This window comes from Kitasatospora sp. NPDC028961, assembly GCF_055564815.1.
Map to the genome: position 1 here is coordinate 193,573 of NZ_JBVHVO010000008.1, position 17,376 is coordinate 210,948.

Annotated in this window: 12 protein-coding genes; 7 read left to right on the forward strand and 5 right to left on the reverse strand. The window is 73.9% G+C overall.

The window, feature by feature from the left end; all coding sequences use genetic code 11:
* Positions 1–25: 25 nt before the first annotated feature.
* Genes ACZ4UX_RS17710 through ACZ4UX_RS17725 form a run of 4 tightly spaced genes read right to left on the reverse strand, consistent with a single transcriptional unit; the run spans position 26 to position 4,934 of the window.
* A complete protein-coding gene (locus ACZ4UX_RS17710; RefSeq protein ID WP_465707321.1) occupies positions 26–1,780 on the reverse strand; it encodes a glycoside hydrolase family 35 protein in 1,755 nt (584 codons plus the stop codon).
* A 39-nt stretch (positions 1,781–1,819) separates the two neighbouring features.
* Positions 1,820–2,665 (reverse strand): carbohydrate ABC transporter permease, encoded by an 846-nt coding sequence (locus tag ACZ4UX_RS17715; RefSeq protein ID WP_465707322.1) that lies wholly within the window; start codon positions 2,663–2,665, stop codon positions 1,820–1,822.
* 5 nt (positions 2,666–2,670) lie between these two features.
* Positions 2,671–3,660: a carbohydrate ABC transporter permease gene (locus ACZ4UX_RS17720; protein WP_465707323.1), complete on the reverse strand. Its 990-nt coding sequence runs from the start codon at positions 3,658–3,660 to the stop codon at positions 2,671–2,673.
* The gene (locus ACZ4UX_RS17725) at positions 3,660–4,934 is read right to left on the reverse strand and encodes an ABC transporter substrate-binding protein (RefSeq protein ID WP_465707324.1); all 1,275 of its coding nucleotides are present in this window, start codon (positions 4,932–4,934) and stop codon (positions 3,660–3,662) included. Before ACZ4UX_RS17725 ends, ACZ4UX_RS17720 begins: the two co-directional genes overlap by 1 nt.
* A 736-nt stretch (positions 4,935–5,670) precedes the next feature.
* On the opposite strand from ACZ4UX_RS17725, the gene ACZ4UX_RS17730 reads away from it, so the two are divergent.
* The 7 genes from ACZ4UX_RS17730 to ACZ4UX_RS17760 all read left to right on the forward strand — a co-directional run bounded on the left by ACZ4UX_RS17730 (position 5,671) and on the right by ACZ4UX_RS17760 (position 16,121).
* Positions 5,671–7,782: an alpha-galactosidase gene (locus tag ACZ4UX_RS17730; protein WP_465707325.1), complete on the forward strand. Its 2,112-nt coding sequence runs from the start codon at positions 5,671–5,673 to the stop codon at positions 7,780–7,782.
* 31 nt (positions 7,783–7,813) lie between these two features.
* Positions 7,814–8,695 (forward strand): alkaline phosphatase family protein, encoded by an 882-nt coding sequence (locus ACZ4UX_RS17735; protein ID WP_465707326.1) that lies wholly within the window; start codon positions 7,814–7,816, stop codon positions 8,693–8,695.
* Positions 8,696–8,936: 241 nt separating this feature from the next.
* Entirely contained in the window at positions 8,937–9,740 is an 804-nt protein-coding gene (locus tag ACZ4UX_RS17740; RefSeq protein ID WP_465707327.1) for a maleylpyruvate isomerase N-terminal domain-containing protein, read from the forward strand.
* Positions 9,741–10,787: 1,047 nt separating this feature from the next.
* Positions 10,788–11,840 carry a LacI family DNA-binding transcriptional regulator gene (locus tag ACZ4UX_RS17745; RefSeq protein ID WP_465707328.1) on the forward strand — a complete coding sequence of 351 codons (1,053 nt, stop codon included), beginning with the start codon at positions 10,788–10,790 and terminating at the stop codon, positions 11,838–11,840.
* A gap of 175 nt (positions 11,841–12,015) precedes the next feature.
* Entirely contained in the window at positions 12,016–12,366 is a 351-nt protein-coding gene (locus ACZ4UX_RS17750) for a hypothetical protein (protein WP_465707329.1), read from the forward strand.
* A 268-nt stretch (positions 12,367–12,634) separates the two neighbouring features.
* Positions 12,635–15,514, forward strand: coding sequence for an ATP-binding protein (locus tag ACZ4UX_RS17755; protein WP_465707330.1), 2,880 nt, complete (start codon positions 12,635–12,637; stop codon positions 15,512–15,514).
* Between the two features lie 130 nt (positions 15,515–15,644).
* Positions 15,645–16,121 carry an ATP-binding protein gene (locus ACZ4UX_RS17760; RefSeq protein WP_465707331.1) on the forward strand — a complete coding sequence of 159 codons (477 nt, stop codon included), beginning with the start codon at positions 15,645–15,647 and terminating at the stop codon, positions 16,119–16,121.
* A 75-nt stretch (positions 16,122–16,196) separates the two neighbouring features.
* On the opposite strand, the gene ACZ4UX_RS17765 is transcribed toward ACZ4UX_RS17760, so the two are convergent.
* Positions 16,197–17,330, reverse strand: coding sequence for a Fic family protein (locus tag ACZ4UX_RS17765; RefSeq protein WP_465707332.1), 1,134 nt, complete (start codon positions 17,328–17,330; stop codon positions 16,197–16,199).
* Between the last annotated feature and the right edge of the window lie 46 nt (positions 17,331–17,376).

Here is a 17,376-nt window from a genome sequence, read left to right on the forward strand (position 1 = left end):
TCGGGGCTAGGTGATGCCGGTGGCTTCAGTCCTCGGTCGGGCCGAGTCGGGGGCGGTCCCGCAGTTCCACGCTCCCGGTGGCCGAGGCGTGCAGTTCGAGGACGGTGATCTCGTTGCGGCCGGCCCGCAGCACCGGCGCCGGGACGTACAGGGCGCGCTGGGGCCCGCGGGACCAGTACCGCCCGAGGGGGAAGCCGTTGATCCAGGCGAGGCCCTTGGTCCAGCCGTCGAGAGCGAGGTAGGCGTCGGCGGGCCGCCCGATCTCGACCCAGCCCCGGTGGAAGGCCGGTCCGACCAGGGGCGCCGTGGCGTCGGTGGGGGTGAAGGCGATGCCCTCCAGGCCGTCGAGCGGCAGCGCGCGGCTGCTCCAGGCGGCCGGCTCCGTGCCGTTGAGGCTGACCTCCCCCAGCAGTCCCTTGCGGTCGTGGATGCCGGGCCCGTAGTTGACCCGGCCCTGGTTCTCCACCAGCACCGCCAGCCGGGCGCCGGGCCTCGGCGCGGTGAAGGCGAGGGCGTGCTCGTGGTGCTCGCGTTCGAGGACGCCGACCGGCTGGCCGTCCACGAAGACCTGGGCACGGTCGCGGACCAGGCCGACCCGCAGCACGGTCGGGCCCGCCGCCGGGAGGGCCGTCTCGTAGAGGACGAAGCCGAACGGCTCGCCGAGCTCCTCCATGCTCCGCGGCCGGTCGGCCGTGACGGCCTCGCCGAGCAGGTGGGCCTGGTCCAGCAGGGCCGCGCTCTCGATCAGGCCGACCCGTACCGGGGCGAGCTTCGTGCCCGGCGCCGGCACCGGCTCGTCCGGGACGGCCGCGTACTTGGCGATGACCGCGCGGAAGGCCTCGTACTTGGGGGTCGGGTCGCCCGCCTCGTCGAGCAGCGCGTCGTAGTCGTAGGAGGTGACGGTCGGCCGGTAGTGGCCCTTGTCGTTGGCGCCGTTGGTGAAGCCGAAGTTGGTGCCGCCTTGCAGCAGGTAGATGTTGACGGAGGCTCCGGTGGCGAGCAGCCGGTCCAGGTCGGCGGCCGCGTCGGCGGGTTCGCGGGTGACGTGCCGCGCGCCCCAGCGGTCGAACCAGCCGATCCAGAACTCGGAGCACATCAGCGGCCCGGTCGGCTGCCGCCGGCGCAGCTCCGCGAGAGCGGCCTCGACCCGGCTGCCGAAGTTGGCGGTGCGCAGGACGCCGTCCAGGCCGCCGCGTTCGAGGTCGCCGGGCTGGTCGCAGGTGAACAGCGGGACGTCCACGCCGTGCGTGCGCAGCAGGTGGGCCAGGTCGGCGAGGTAGCCCGGGTCACTGCCGTAGGCGCCGAACTCGTTCTCCAGCTGGACGGCGACGACCGGCCCGCCGGCGGTGGCCAGGTACGGCTTGACGGCGGCCATCAAGGCCGCGAGGTACCCGTCGACGGCCCCCAGGTAGCGGGGGTCGCGGCTGCGCAGTGCGATGCCGTCCTCGGCGAGGAGCCAGGAGGGCAGGCCGCCGCCCTCCCATTCGGCGCAGATGTACGGGCCGGGCCGCAGCAGGACGTACAGCCCCTCGGCGGCGGCGAGTTCGAGGAAGCGGGGCAGGTCGAGACCCGCGTCCCAGCGGAACTCGCCGGCCCGCGGGGCGTGCAGGTTCCACGGCACGTAGGTCTCGACCGTGTTGAGCCCCATCAGCCGTGCCTTGCGGAGCCGGTCGGCCCACTGCTCCGGGTGGACGCGGAAGTAGTGCAGTCCACCGGAGATGATCCGGAACGGTCGGTCGTCGAGACGGAAGCCGTCGTCGGCGATCTCCAGGTGCGGCATGGCTGGGGGGCTCCTAGCGGTCGGTGCGGGGTGGGGTGGTCAGCCCTTGAGGCCGCTGGTGGCGATGCCCTCGACGATGTACCGCTGGGCGATCAGGAACATGGCCACCAGGGGGGCGATGGTCACCACGGCGCCGGCGAACAGGCCGGGCAGGTTGACGGTCTGCGAGGTGAGGAAGGTCGACAGCGCGATCTGGGCCGTCCACGAGGACGGGTCCTGTCCGATGACCAGCGGCCAGAGGAAGGAGTTCCAGCTGTCGATGAAGGCCAGCGCGCCGAGCGAGGCGAGCATCGCGCCGGAGCTGGGCAGGGCGATCCGGCGGTAGAGGCCGAACCAGCCGAGCCCGTCCAGCCTCCCGGCCTCCTCGATCTCACCGGGGAACTGCAGGTAGAAGTTGCGGAACAACAGCACCGCGAAGGGGTTGAACAGTCCGGGTGCGATGACGCCCCAGAGCGTGTTGACGCCGCCCATCGAGCCGACCACGACGAAGGTCGGCACGAAGGTCACCGAGCCGGGAATCATCAGCGTCGCCACCACCAGGGCCAGCAGGACCCCGCGGCCGGGCACCGGGATCCGCGCGAAGGCGTAGCCCGCGGCCGAGGCCAGGACCGTCGAGAGCGGCGCGGTGATCCCGGCGATCAGCAGGGAGTTGGTGAGTGCCTGGCCCATGTGCACGCTCGGGTCGGCGAAGAGCGCGGTGAAGTTCTCCCAGTGCATCGACGCCGGCCACCACGTCCACTCCGGTGACGTCAGACCCCTGCTGTCCATCAGCGCGTTGCGCAGCATCAGGTAGAACGGGGCCAGGAAGGCCAGGGTCAGCAGGCCCACCAGCAGGCCGCGGGTGCCGGCGCGCAGGGCGCCGGTGAGGGTTCGGGTCTTCGTCATGCCACTCACTCCGCCTTGCCGAAGCCGGTGAACCGGCCCTGGATCAGGGTCACACCCACGATCAGCGCGGTGAGCACGAACGCTCCGGCCGATCCGAGCCCGTAGTTCTGCGAGCCCATCGCGGTGTTGTAGAGATAGACCAGCGGGGTCTGCACGGGGGCCGTCCCGAGCCCGCTGAGCCCGCTGCTGAACAGGTTGTAGAACTCGTCGAACGCCTGGAACGCGGCGATGAACTGCAGCATCAGGACGGCGACCGAGGTGTTGCGCAGCATCGGCAGGGTGATCCTGCGCAGCAGTCGCAGGCCGGTGGCGCCGTCGAGTTCGGCGGCCTCGTAGATCTCCCGGGGGATGCCCTGGAGGCCGGCCAGGAACAGCACCATGTAGAAGCCGACCTGGAGCCAGAGGCGGACGGTCACCAGGGCGACCCAGTACAGCGGGGGCGAGGTGGTCTGCAGCCAGGGGACGGTGTCCATCCCGAACCAGGCGCCGATCATGTTGGCGATGCCGGCCGGCAGCCCGTTGAACAGGCACATCTTCCAGAGCAGCGAGGCGGCGACGTAGGAGACCGCGGCCGGGATCAGGAACGCCGTCCGGACGAGCGCCCGGCCGCGCCGGATCCGGTGCACCAGCAGGGCCAGCCCGAGCGAGGCGGCGAAGGTGATCGGCACGATGAACGCGGTGAACAGCAGGATCTGGACCAGCGAGCCGCGGAACGTCTCGTCGGAGAGCAGCGCCCGGTAGTTGTCCAGCCCGACCCAGTGGCCGAGTCCGATGGTGCCGTGGGCGTCGCTGAGGCTGAGCAGGAAGCTCCAGCCGATCGCGACGTACTTGAACACTCCGAGGCCGATCAGCATCGGCGCGGTGAGCAGGGCGAACGCTCCCCAGGCCCGGCGGTCCGCGCGCGGACGGCGGTGGGCGGGGGCGGAGCCCCGCGGCTCGGCCGCGGGGCGCGCTGTCTGCTCGGAGCGAGCGACGGTGTGGGAGGGGGCGTTCATCAGGACCGCTGCTTGTCCACCGCGGCCTGGGCCTGCTTCGCCGCGTCGGCCAGGAGCTGGGCGGGGTCGCCCTCGCCGGAAGCGATCTTCGTGGCGGCCGCGGCGAACGGGGTGCTGACCGAGGCGTCCCAGGTGTTCGGGTTGTGCCGGCCGTACTTGGCGGCGAGCTCGACGGTCTCCTTGGCGGGGCCCTGGGAGAGCTTGTCCGCCGTCGCGGCCACCGAGTTGCGCGGCGGGACGTGGAAGCCGTAGCTCTCCGACCAGTCCTTCTGGAGGTCGGTCTGCTCGACCCAGAGCCACTGGACGAACTTCTTCGCCGCGTCCACGTTCCGGCCCTTGGCGTTGACGCAGCTGGTCCAGCCACCGACGCGGACCACCGGGGAGCCGCCCGGCTTGAACGCGGGCCAGGGCATGACGCCGAAGTCGTCGCCGAGCGCGGTCTTGACGGCGGGCATCGCCCAGAGGCCGCACCACTGCATCGGGACGACGCCCTGGGTGAGCGCGGACGGGTCCCACCAGTCGGTGGTGAAGCCGAGCAGCAGGGACTGGTCGTCGTGCAGCCGCTTCAGAGCGGTCACCGCCTCGACGGCCTGCGGCGAGGCGAAGGCGACCTTGCCGTCGGTGACCAGGTCACCGCCGTTGGAGAACACCGTCAGGGCCGGCATGTCGCCGACGCCGTCGTTGCCGACGAACAGGCCCTTGCCGCTCTTCGTGGTGAGCGCCTTGGCCGCGGCCACCAGCGCGTCGAAGCTGTTCGGCACCGCGATGCCGGCCTTGGCCAGCGCGCTCTTGCGGTAGAAGAGCATCATCACGTCGTCGACCATCTTGACGCCGTACAGCTTGCCGTCGACGGCCACCGTGTCGAGGTCGCCCTCGTTGAAGTCCGACTTGGCACTGCCGTACAGGTCGTCCAGGGCCGCGATCTGCCCGCGCCGGGCCAGGCCCTCGTTGAAGTCGCCGATCTCGAAGACGTCCGGGGCGCCGTCGGTGAGCAGCGTCGCGTTGAGCTTGCTGCCGTAGTCCCCCGGGACCCAGGTGACCTTGACCGCGATGTCGGGGTTGGCCTTGGTGAACTCCGTCGCGTAGCGGGTGAGGGCCTGCTGGGTGCCGGCCTCGCCGTAGGCGTGGGACCAGACGTTCAGCGTGGTCTTCGCGCCGCCGGAGCCGGACCCGCCGGTCGGGCTGGTGCTGCAGCCGACGGCCAGGCCGGCGACGAAGAGCAGCGAGCCGCCGAGAAATCCGCGTCGGCCGAGCTGTGGTCTGTGCTCGCTCATGTCGCATCCTCAAGGGTGGGGGTGGTCAGGTGTGGGTGGGTGCGCCCGGCCGGCGTCGGACGTCCGGTGCCGGCGGACCGTGCGGGGTGCCGGTCGGGGCCGGTGCTGTTCCGCGGGTGGTGCGAGGCGGTGCGGCCCGACCGTGGGACGGGACCGACGGGGTGGTGCGTGTCCGGGCGAGGAGCGCCTGAAGGCCGCCGACGACGGGCCGGATCCGGTTGCCGCGCCGACGGTGGCCGGTGCGGGGTTCTCGGTGCCGCTGCTCCGCCGAGCCGGTGCTCGGCTGGGGCAGGAGTGGTGGCAACGTTGTCGATGATGGCGCTCAGGCTGGTCGCCTTCGCCACATCCTCGGTCGGCGACACACCACGCCGACCTGGGACGACACCGTAGCGGACGTCGTAGCGGTGGTCGACGTTCGCCGAGGTCACGATTCGGGAGACCCGGGGGTGGTTGGTCCCCGAACTCGGACCTGGTGTCAAGCAGTTCATTGACCGGGCCAGCCGGTAGCGTGGCCTGGACAACGATGTCGGCAGACGTGGGAACCAGCGACTGCGAGCGAATCGGAAACACGAATGCAATGTAGCCGGAAATAAATAACTTCGTCCAGTATTGATTTCGAGGGCGGCGGACCCTACTGTCGGGACACTTCCGTGCCGGACCCCAGCCACGCGCGCCGCCCCGACCGCCGCCCGGCCCAGGCCTCCGACACCCCTACACTCGCTCCGGGAATCCATCCGTGCTGCTCCCCCCCGTGTCGTTCGACACCGCCCGCGGTCTCGCCACCCTCCGCACTCCCCGCACCGTCTACGCCCTGCGCATCGGCGCCGACGGCAGCCCCCGCCACCTCCACTGGGGACCGGCGCTCGACCCCGGCGCGCTCCCCGAGCGCACCTCCCCCGCCGACAGCAGCTTCGAGGCCGAGGCCGCCCCCGACGAACTGGCCGTGGAGACCGGCGCCCGGTTCGGACCGGCCGGCCTCCGGGTCCGCTTCGCGGACGGCACCCGCGGCGCCCAGTGGGACTTCCGGGGCCACCGCGCCGAGGGCGGCGAACTGCGGCTCCTGCTCGCCGACCGCCGCTACCCGCTGACCGCCGAACTCTGCTACCGGGTGCGCCCCGACACCGACGTCGTCGAACGCTGGACCGAACTCACCCACACCGGCAGCCCCGACGGCGAGGCCGGACCGATCACCGTCGACCGCCTCGACTCGGCCTCCTGGACGCTCCCGCCGCTGCCCGACTACCGGCTCAGCCACCTGGCCGGCGGCTGGAACAGCGAGTTCCAGCTGCACCGCGACCGCCTGCCGGTCGCCGAGACCGTCCTCACCAGCCGCCGCGGCATCACCAGCCACCACGCGAGCCCCTGGCTCGCTCTCGACGACGGCAGCGCCACCGAGGAGCACGGCGAGGTCTGGAGCACCGCCCTGGCCTGGAGCGGCAGTTGGCGCGTCACCGTGCACCGCGACCCGGTCGGCCGGACCACCTGGACCGGCGGCTTCGGCCACGAGGGCCTCAGCTGGACCCTCACCCCCGGTGAGACCCTGCGCAGCCCGGTCTTCGCCGGGCTCTACAGCCCCGACGGCTTCGGCGGCGCCAGCCGCGCCTGGCACGACTACGTCCGCGCGCACGTGCTCCCGGAGCCGGACCGCGACCGGCCGGTCGTCTACAACTCCTGGGAGGCCACCGCCTTCGCCGTCGACCTGCCGAGCCAGGCCCGGCTGGCCGGGCTCGCCGCCGGGCTCGGCGCCGAGCTGTTCGTCCTCGACGACGGCTGGTTCGGCGCGCGCGACAGCGAGCGGGCCGGCCTCGGCGACTGGACGCCCCGGCCCGCGGCCTTCCCCGACGGCCTGCGCCCGCTCGCCGACGAGGTCCACCGGCTCGGCATGGCCTTCGGCCTCTGGGTCGAACCGGAAATGGTCAACGCCGACAGCGACCTCTACCGCGCCCACCCGGACTGGGTGGTCCACACTCCCACCCGGGACGTCACCGAGCTGCGCAACCAGCTGATGCTGAACTTCGCCCGGCCCGAGGTCGAGGCCTGGGCCCACCGGACCCTGGACGGGCTGATCCGCGACCACGCCATCGACTGGCTGAAGTGGGACGCCAACCGGGTCGTCACCGAAGCGGGCTGGCCCGGCCATCCGGACCCGGACCGGCTCTGGATCGACCACACCCGCGCCGTCCACCGGATCATGGACCGGCTGCGCGCCGACCACCCCGGGCTGCGGATCGAGGCCTGCGCCGGCGGCGGCGGCCGGGTCGACCTCGGTGTCCTCGCCCGCACCGACCAGGCCTGGACCTCCGACAACACCGACCCGGTCGACCGGCTCCCGATCCAGCACGGCTTCAGCCAGCTCTTCCCCGCCCAGACCATGGCCGCCTGGGTCACCGACAGCCCCTACGGCACCACCGGCCGCGCCACCCCGCTGCGGTTCCGCTTCCACGTCGCCATGGCCGGCGCGCTCGGGCTCGGCGGCGACCTCATCGACTGGACGGCGGAGGAACTCCGGGAGGCCGCCGAGCTGGTCGCCCGCTACAAGGAGATCCGGCCGCTGGTCCAGCACGGCCGCCAGCACCGCCTCACCGCCGCCGGCGGTGTGACGGCCGTGCACTACGCCTCGGCGGACGGCGACGACCACGCCGTCCTCGTCTGGCGCCCCACCACCCGCTTCGGCCACGCACCCGCCCCGCTGCGGCTGCCCGCCCTCGACAGCGGCGCCGGGTACGTCGACCTCGACACCCGTCAGGTCCACCCCGGGGCGGTACTGGCGCACCGCGGCATCGACCTGCGGCTCCCCACCGGCGACTACGCCAGCCAGCTGATCCGGCTCCGCCGCGCCCTCCGCTGACCGCCTACCACCACCGAGGGAGTCCCCGGCCATGAACACCCGCCGCGTCCTGGTCGTCGGCATCGACGGCGTCCGCCTCGACCTGCTTCCGCTGCTGCGCACCCCCCACCTCGACCGCGTCGCCGAACAGGGCTTCCTCGCCCCGGTCGAGATCGACGACACCACCCCCACCATGTCCGGTCCCTGCTGGAGCACCATCCTGACCGGAGTCGGCGTCACCAAGCATGGCGTCTGGGGCAACAACTTCGACGGCAACCGCCTCCGGGTCTTCCCGGACTTCACCACCCGCCTCGCCACCGAGCGCGGCCGCCGCACCCTCGCCATCGGCGGCTGGACCCCGCTGTTCCTGGCCCAGGACGGCGGCCCGCTCTTCCTCTCCCCGAGCCGGCTGTCCTACATCGCCGCGCGCGAGGACACCCCGGCGGGGTGGGAGGAGTGCGACGAGCGGGTCGCCACCGAGGCTTCCCGGCTCCTCACCGACGAGGCCGACCTCGACGCCTGCTTCGTCTACCTCGGCTCCCCCGACGAGACGGCCCACTTCCTGGGCTGCGGCCCGGAGTACCGGCGCGCCGTCGAGGCCGCCGACGAGCGGCTCGGACGGCTGCTGACGGCCCTGCGCGACCGCCCCGGCCACGCCGGGGAGGAATGGACGGTCATCGTCGTCACCGACCACGGCCACCGCGACGAGGGCGGCCACGGCGGCCGGAGCACGAACGAGCGCACCGCCTGGATCGCCGCCCGCGGACCGGACATTCCCGCCGGCGCGGCGCCCGGCCCGCTCCGGCACGTGGACGTCGCCGCCCACGTCTACCACGCCCTGGAGATCCCGCTCGACGACCACTGGACCCTCGACGGGCAGCCGTTCACCGGCCGTGGGGAACCCGCGGTACAGCCGTCGGCGCGGAGCGCCTGATCAGGGCGGCCGGCTACGGATCGGGCGTTCGGGTGGGTCCGGGCCCGGAGCCGATCGCGCAGCGGCCTGCTGATGAACACTCTGCGGCCCGCCTCCGGTCGACCTGCCGTCTTTGGTCCGCGAGGTCCGCCATCGGTTCGCCGCGGTGACGCAGGTCAGCCCGTGAGGGCGCAGGTCCGCCCGTGAGGGCGCGGTGAATAATCGCTGTCGGATCATCGGAGCAGGGTGATAGAAACTCGGGGTGATCATGACACTCGAGTTCCCCGTTCTGCTGCGCCTGATCGACGACCGATCGACCGCCTTCCGCGCCGCGATCGCCTCCGCGCCCAGCCTCGACGCACAGGTACCGACCTGCCCCGAGTGGACGCTGTTCGATCTGGCCCAGCACATCGGCGAGGGGCGCCGCGACTGGGCCGCCACCGTCGCCGCGGGGCCCGCTCCGGCCAAGTCCGCGGCGCAGGGCGCCCCGGCCGCGCCCCGGGAGCGCGAGGCCCTGCTGGCCTGGCTGGCGGAGTCCACGGAGCAGCTGGTCGACGCGTTGCGGAAGGCCGGCCCGGATCGCGGTTGCTGGTCGTGGTGGGAGACGCTGCAGTCGCCGCACACCACCGGTGCCGTGGCCCGCCACCAGCTCCAGCAGATGGCGGTGCACACGTACGACGCCGAGATCACCGTCGGTGCCCCGCGGCCGCTGCCGGTCGAGGTGGCGCTCGACGGTGTCGAGGAGTTCCTGTCCACCTGCGTCGCCACGGCGAGTGCCTGGCCCCACAAGCCCGCCGCCATCGACTTCCACGCCTCCGAGGGTCGCTCCTGGCGCCTCTCGCTCTCCGCCGACGGCGCGCGGACCGTCCGCCTCGCCGAGCCCGGCACCCAGTCGGCCACCGCGGCCGGCCAGGACCCGGACGCGGCTCCCGCCTCCCTCTCGATCCGGGGCACGGCCAACGAGCTGGTCCTCATCCTGCACAACCGCATCCCGATCGACTCCCTGGAGCTCGACGGCGACCGAGGCGTCTTCGAGCAGCTCGCCGCCTGGGACCCGAGCGAGTAGGACGTGACGGCGCGCCACCTCGTACGCCCCGGGGCCTGCCTCCCGCCAACGGCTGCCACCACACCGTGGCGGCCTCGGGGTCACGAGGGGGGCAGACCGCGACGGCTGCGAAGCGCGTCGAATCCGCGACACCCGAGCGGCCCGGGACGTTCCCCGAACGTGCCGGGCCGCTCCGTGCTGCGCGGGTCCGGAGGCCCCGGACGAACACAGCGAAGGACCGGTCACCTGGCCATGCGGTGGGGCGCGGACCAGATGACCGGCGGCCGTACCGCGGCCTCACCCTCAGAAGTGCGGTACGGCGCCCGCCCAGCGGCATGCGGACGGTTGGGGCATCCGCCGGACGGAGTTCAGGGACCCTCGGGGGAACGGGGCCCGGGCGAGCAGGGGGCGACTCGCCCGGGCCCCGGGTGGGGCCACGGCCCATGGGGGAAAGCCGCGGCCCCGGCTCAGGAGCCGCGGTCCGCCGTGCGGAGGGACCGGGCCACCGCCGGGTCGGAGGGCTTGTGGGGGGTGGGGCAGGGCCCGGTCGGTCACGGGCCTGCCGACCGGCCCCTGCCCCACCCGAGTGCTCCACCGGCGGACCGGCCGTCCCACCGACTCCCGGTGTTCCCGACGCCTTCGACCCGCCGCCTATAGACAACGTTGTCTAGATAAGGGGAATCAACTCATGCCCCGAAGCCACTGTCAAGGCCCTCGCGCGGAGTGCAGGCCACCGCCGACCGGCCGGCGGCCGGGGGCGAGTGACGGATCAGCCCCGCACAGCCCCCACCGCGCAGCCATTCCTCCAGCTCAACACGGTCCTTCCGGCCCATGACACCATCCTCCCCGCATCGACCCGTGACCCGGCCGCGTCTCGCATCGTGGCGCCGGAGTTCCCGGACCGCGAGGCTCGCCGCGAGGCACGAAGCCCCGGCCATCCGCAGCCCCGACCCCGAAATCGAGGGCCGGTATCTGGAGTCCATTGCCAACGTTGTCTATCGTTGTCCGCAACCGGCGGCCCTCCCTCCCCCACCGGGCCGCCCGCGCCAGAAAAGGACGGTCACCCGCATGCCGACCACTCATCACCCGGCGGATTCCGCCTCGCGGCCGACGATGAAGGACGTCGCGGTCGGCGCAGGCGTCTCGCTCAAGACCGTCTCCCGGGTCGTCAACGGCGAGCCCGGCGTGGGCGATTCGACGGCCGCCCGGGTCCGCCGGGTCATCACGGAGCTGGGATTCAGACGCAACGACGGCGCCCGGCTGCTGCGCCAGGGGGCCCGGACCGGAAGCATCGGCCTCATCCTGGAGGACGTCTCGGACCCGTTCTACTCGCTGCTGAGCCGAGCGGTCGAGGAGGTCGCGCGCAACCACGGGTCACTGCTGCTCACCGGCTCCTCGGCGGCCGCTCCCCGCCGGGAGCGCGAACTCACCACCGACTTCTGCGCACGCCGGGTGGACGGGCTGCTGATCGTCCCCACGATCGCCGACCACGCCTACCTGAGGCCCGAGATCGCCGCCGGCACGGCCGTCGTGAGCGTCGACCGGCCGACCCCCGGGGTCGCCGTCGACACCGTCCTGGCGGACAACCTCGGCGGTGCGGCGGACGGCGCGGCCCACCTGATCCGGCACGGCCACCGCCGCATCGGCTACCTCGGCGACCTCCCCGGCATCTACACGGCGGCCGAACGCCTGGCAGGCTACCGGCGGGCGATGGCGGAGGCCCGCTGCGAGGTGCACCGCTCCTGGATCGCCATGGCCCATCCGGATCCGGTGGGCATCCGACACGCGCTGACCCGGATGCTGTCCGGGCCCGAGCCGGTCACCGCGCTGCTGTGCGGCAACAACCGGATCACCGTGGCGGCGGTCCGCGAGCTGGCCGCTCTGGCCGCCCGGCCGGCCCTGGTCGGCTTCGACGACTTCGAGCTCGCCGACCTGCTGCCCACGCCGGTCACGGTGGTCGCCCAGGACCCGGTGCTGATGGGCCGCACCGCGGCCGACCTGCTCTTCCAGCGCCTGCGCGGCCGGACCGGCGAGGCCCGGACGGTCCGGCTGCCCACCACCCTCCTCCCCCGTGGCTCCGGCGAGATCCCGCCGTCCACGGCTGGCGCCGCGCGGCCGTAGGCCGAAGGGCGGCCACGGTGCGGTGGCCCGCTCTGCGAGGCCCCCTGGCTGCGGGCCGCCGACCTGTGACATCGTTGTCCAGGCATCCGGCGGGCGTGGCCGCGCCCCGGACGCCCGGGCCCGTACACCGGCGCCCGGCCCGCTCCTCGACCTCGGCCGTGAGGCGCCCCCCGCCATGACCACTCGACGCCGCGGCGCCCCGCAGCGGCGCAGGACCGCCCGCCCCGCCCTGCTCGCCGTCGCCACGGCCCTGGGCACCGTCCTCGCCACCACCGACCCGGGACCGTTGGCCGTCGGCCGACCCGCGGCCCACCCCGCCACCGCCCCCGCCTCCCCGGTGAACCCGTACCTCCGCACCACCGGAGCGGTGCACGGCCTCCCCGGCCGCACCCATCGGCGCCATGCGGCGCAGCCCCGACACCGGCGCCCGCCCCAGCCCCACTGCACACCGCCGTCAGGACGTCACGCGCACCCGGAGCGGACGCCCCACCCGCTCGGCCGGCGCTGGTTCCGGCACCCCCGGTGACGCGACGGTCCCGCCCGTCGCGGGACCGGGCGGGGCCGGGTCCTGTCCGCCGCCTTCCCGCCGGCGGCCCGAGGGGCGGGCGGCGCGGCGGCGAAGGAGCGGGCGAAGGAGGGGCGCGGCGCCCCGCCTGCGGGCGGATCCAGGAGCGGCCGGTCCGATCAAGGACCCGTAGCATCGGTACCAGGCGTGCTGGGCGTCCCCGCGCGGGACAGCCGGCCGAGGGACGCACCGGGCCGGCCCGGCACGGCAGCGCAGGAGGCTGACCATCGTGGTGAAGGTCCCGGACCGCAGGTTCCCCGGCAAGGACGGGGACTTCCCGTTCGTCGGGCGCCGGCGTGAGTTCGACCTCCTGCTGGCCGCCCTCCGGCACCCCCCGGCGGTCGTCCTGGTCGAGGGCGAGGCCGGGATCGGCAAGTCCCGCCTGGTGCACGAGGCGGCGCTGGTACTGGCCGGGCAGGGCGGCCGGATCCTCACCGGCTCCTGCTACCCGCTGCGCGAACCGTTCCCCTACGGCCCGGTGGTGGACGCGCTGCGCAAGGCCGGCGGCCTGCTCCCCAGCACGGGCGCCCCGCCGACGGCCGGCGCCCTCGCCCCGCTGCTCCCGGACCTCGCCCACCGCCTGCCGCCCCCGCCCGACCCGGTCGAGGACCCGCACGCCGAGCGCCACCGGCTGGTCCAGGCCGTACGCTCCTTCCTCGGCGTGCTCGGCCCGGTCGTGCTGGTCGTGGAGGACGTCCACTGGGTCGACGAGGCCACCCGGGACCTGCTGCTGCTGCTCGCCCGCGACCTGCCGGAGAACCTCGCCATGGTGCTCACCTACCGGGGTGAGGACCTGCCGCCCGGACAAGCCGTCCTCGGCTCCGCCTACCGCCACCCGCCGGGCGTGACCGGCACCACCATCCACCTCGGCGCCCTCGCCGAGGACGACATCCAGGAACTGGCCACCGCGACCGTCGGCCACCACGCGACCCGGGCCCTCGGCCGGGCCCTCTACCAGCGCAGCGAGGGCCTGCCACTGGTCGCCGAGGAGGACCTGCTCACCCTGCTGGAGCAGGGCCGGCAGCAGGGCTACGACGACGCGGTGGAGCGGCTCCAGCGGGCGGACGCGCCGCACGGCCTGCGGGAGGCCGTCACCGAGCGCCTCGCCACGCTGTCCCCGGCCGGCGCGGCCGTCGTCGGCGCCGCCGCGGTGCTCGCCGTCCCGGCCACCGAGGCGCTGCTCACCGCGGTCGCCGGGCTCGATCCCGAGGAGGGGGCCGGGGGGATCACCGAGGCGCTGGCGGCCTCCGTCCTGCGCGAGACCGGATCCGGCCGCTACGCCTTCCGGCACGTGCTGGCCCAGCAGGTCGCCTACCGGCACGTGCCCGGACCTCGCCGCACCCGGCTGCACCGGCGGGCGATCGAGGAGCTCCAGACGCAGCGGCCGGTTCCGCTGGTCCAGGTCGCCCACCACACGCTCGCCCTCGGCGACCGGGAGGAGTGGCTGCGCCGGGCCGAGGAGGCCGCCGACCAGGCGATCGCGGTGGGCGACACCGGTACCGCGGCGACCCTCCTGCGGCAGATCCTCGAACAGCCGATCCTCGACGACCTGCGGTCCCGGGCCGCCCTGGCGCTGGCCCGCATCGCGGCGCTCGGCGTGGACTACACGGCGACCGCCGCGATGCTGCGCCGCATCCTGTCCGACCCCCGGCTGCCCGAGGACACCCGCGGCGAGGTCCGGCTCGGCCTCGGCCTGCTCCTGGTCACCCACGCCGGTGACCGGGCGGGTTTCCGCGAGATCGAGCGGGCCGCCGAAGAGCTGGCCGGCCGCCCGGAGCGGGCGGCCCGGGCGATGATCGCGCTCGCCATGAACGAATGGGACGGCGCGGTCGAGCAGTCCGAGCACTGGATGGACCGCGCCGAAGCCGCCGTCCGCGACAGCCCCAACGAGGGCATGCGGGCGGCCGTCCAGGCCTCCCGGATCACCCTGATGGCCCGGGAGGGGGACCCGGCGGTCTGGCAGCTGCTGGAGCGGCTGCCCTGGGACTCGGAGAACCAGGACGTGGTGCGGCAGACCGCCCGGGCCGTGCACAACGCCGGCACCTTCACCTCCGAGCTCGGCCACGACGCCCGGGCCCGGCAGCTCCTGGCCGGGAACCTGGACCGCGCCGACCGGTCGGGCATCGCGTACCTGGGGGTGTACGGACGCTCCGTCCTGCTCGGCCTGGACTACTTCGGCGGCCGCTGGGACGGCCTGGAGGAGCGGCTGGCCGCGCTCGCCGACGAGTACCCCGACATCATCCTGGTCAGCGTCGAACGCACCCTGCTCCTCGGCGGACTGGCCGCGGCCCGGGGGCAGAGCAGCCAGGCGCTCGAACACTTCGCGGTCGCGGCGGAGTTCGGCGAGACCCACTCGGAGGTGAGCGTGGCGCTGCGGGCGGCCGCCGGGCAGGTCAACCTCCGGCTCGCCCTGGGCCGGGTCGAGGAGGCCGTGGCCACGGCGGCCCCGGCGGTCGCGCTGCTGCGCGAGACCCGGGCCTGGCCGCGGAACGCCGGCATGCTGCCGACCGCGGTCGAGACCGCCCTCGCCGTCGGCGACCGGGCCGGTGCCGAACGGCTGGTGGACGAGGCCGACCGCGGGCTGCGCGGGCGCGAGACCCCCGCCGGGGACGCCGAACTCCACCTCGCCCGCGGCCTGCTGCTGCGCGACGACGCGCCGGAGGCGGCGGCCGAGTGGTTCGCGCGGGCCCACCGGGCGTGGCAGGAGATCGGCCGCCCCTACGAGGCCGCCCGCGCCGGAGAGCGGCTGGGACGGCTGGAGGCGGCGCAGCGACCGGACGCCGCGCCGCCGCACCTCGTCGAGGCGCTGGAGACCTACACCCGGCTCGGCGCCACCGCCGACGCCGCACGGTGCCGGCACCTGCTGGGCGGGTTCGGGGCGGGGCGGCCGGACTCGCCGGGGCGCCGCGGGTACGGCGACCGGCTCTCCCCGCGCGAGCGGGAGGTCGCCGAGCTGCTCGCCCGGGGGGCGACCAACCAGGACATCGCCGCCGCCCTCTTCCTCTCGCCCCGGACCGTCGAACAGCACGTGGCCCGGGTACTGCGGAAGCTCGGCACCACGCGCAAGGCCGTGGGCGAGGCGCTCCTCGGCCTGGCGGACGGCTCCTGACCTCGGCACCGCGGCCACCGGGGACTACGTATACCTAATCCGGGGAGCCCTGATTGTCCCCCCGACCCGGCGCGGGCAAGGTCGTAGGTACCCGTTCATGCACCACCTACGGGACGCCCCAGGAGCTGTCATGGCCTATTCCTCCGCTCTTCCCGGGACCATCGAGCAGGACCGGTCCCCCGCTCCCTCGCCCAGCACCGGGCGCGTGTGGGCCTTCGCCCTGCGTGACGCCCCGGCGTCACCGGCCGCCGTCCCGGCCCTGCGGCACTTCGCCCGCGACGCGGCCGACCGGTGGCACGTCCCCGCCGAGGCCGTCGACCGGTTGACGCTGGTCGTCTCCGAGCTGGTCACGAACGCCGTGGTGCACAGCGACAGCCCGGACGTCTCGGTCTCCGTCGAGTTCGACGGCACGGCCCTGACCATCGAGGTCAAGGACTCCGGAACGTGGCGGTGCCGCTGGTCCGCACCGAACACCGCGGACGAGGCCCCCGCCGACGGCCGCGGCCTGGAGGTGGTACGGCACTGCACCGCCTGGTGGCTGGCCTTCCCCTCCCCGACCGGCACCCGCGTGGTCGCCCGCCTGACCATCGACCCCTCGGCGGGGTGAACAGCGGTCGGCGGTCCCGGGCTCCGGCACCGCCGACCGTCAGGGGCGGCACAGGTGCGAGCCTGCGCCCGGTCGTCACGTGTAGGGATCGCGGAGCGGCCTCGGCTCGCGGACTCCACGGGTGACCGCCTCGGGAAGCTCTGGACCCGCGGTGTAGTAACGGCCCTGGGCCTCGCCCTTCGCACCGAGCCAGCCGACCCGGACAAGCTCTCGAATGTCACGCTGCGCCTGCTGCTCACTCAGCTCGGCGTCGGCCTGGTAGGTGGCCCGGCGCAGGCGGTTGCCCATGGCGGCGGGGTAGAGAGCGTAGAGCATCCGATCGGGCCACCCGTGCTGGGCGATGGCTTCGTCGAGGGCCGTCCAGACCTCACGGGTGGTGTTCACCTGACGCTCGACGCTCTGGGCCTGCTGGTGGTGCGCGCGCAGGCAGAACCGCACCCAGGGGAGAGTGTCCCGCTCAGGGGACCAGACAGGGCCCCCCACCTCGGCGAGGACGTCGTAGTAGCGGTAGGTGTTGCGGGCCCGGCCGAGCCATTCCTCGATGCTGGAGAACTCCGGCGCCATGATGCCCTCGTGGGCCAGGACCAGAGTGTGCAGGGCCCGTGACATCCGCCCGTTGCCGTCGGACCACGGGTGGATCGCGACCAGGTTCAGGTGCGCCATCGACGCCCGTACCAGCCCCGGCGCGTCCAGGTCACCCTCATTCAGCCAGCCCACGAGCTCTCCGGTCAGAGCCGGCACCCGGTCGGCGTCCGGCGCGGTGTACGCGGCGATCGTCGGGTCCTCGGCCGAGGTGACGTACACGGCGCCGGTGCGCCACCAACCCGGCCGCTTGAGCAGGTGGTGACCCTGCATCATGAAGTGCAGCGCGCTCAACAGCCCCTTGCTGTACGCGAAGTCCTCACCGGCCTCGGAGAGGCGCTGGATGTAGGTCATCGCCTGCCGATAGCCCTCGATCTCGGCGGTCACGGTCCCGCTCGCGTCGATGGGCGCCTCGCCGACCATGATGTCCTCGACATCCGACACGCTCGCGGCGTAGCCCTCGATCGTGTTCGACCCCGCGATGGCCCGCGCGGTCAGATTTCGCCGGAGCTGCCCCTCCCACCGCCGGGACGCGCGCAGGTGGAGCCGCAGCCGATCGCGCATCTCGTCGATCTCCGACAGAACCCGCAGGTCGGCCGCTTCCAGCACAGGCAGGGCGAAGAGCATGGGGCCATGACACCATCAAGGCATCAATGCCTCAAGACGAGTCGGC

Excerpts from the sequence above, each read along its gene's own strand:
- ACZ4UX_RS17745 (WP_465707328.1), top strand. The coding sequence starts at position 10,788 with ATGCCGACCACTCATCACCCGGCGGATTCCGCCTCGCGGCCGACGATG.
- ACZ4UX_RS17720 (WP_465707323.1), bottom strand. The coding sequence starts at position 3,660 with ATGAACGCCCCCTCCCACACCGTCGCTCGCTCCGAGCAGACAGCGCGC.
- ACZ4UX_RS17735 (WP_465707326.1), top strand. The coding sequence starts at position 7,814 with ATGAACACCCGCCGCGTCCTGGTCGTCGGCATCGACGGCGTCCGCCTC.
- ACZ4UX_RS17760 (WP_465707331.1), top strand. The coding sequence starts at position 15,645 with ATGGCCTATTCCTCCGCTCTTCCCGGGACCATCGAGCAGGACCGGTCC.
- ACZ4UX_RS17715 (WP_465707322.1), bottom strand. The coding sequence starts at position 2,665 with ATGACGAAGACCCGAACCCTCACCGGCGCCCTGCGCGCCGGCACCCGC.
- ACZ4UX_RS17710 (WP_465707321.1), bottom strand. The coding sequence starts at position 1,780 with ATGCCGCACCTGGAGATCGCCGACGACGGCTTCCGTCTCGACGACCGA.
- ACZ4UX_RS17725 (WP_465707324.1), bottom strand. The coding sequence starts at position 4,934 with ATGAGCGAGCACAGACCACAGCTCGGCCGACGCGGATTTCTCGGCGGC.
- ACZ4UX_RS17765 (WP_465707332.1), bottom strand. The coding sequence starts at position 17,330 with ATGCTCTTCGCCCTGCCTGTGCTGGAAGCGGCCGACCTGCGGGTTCTG.
- ACZ4UX_RS17750 (WP_465707329.1), top strand. The coding sequence starts at position 12,016 with ATGACCACTCGACGCCGCGGCGCCCCGCAGCGGCGCAGGACCGCCCGC.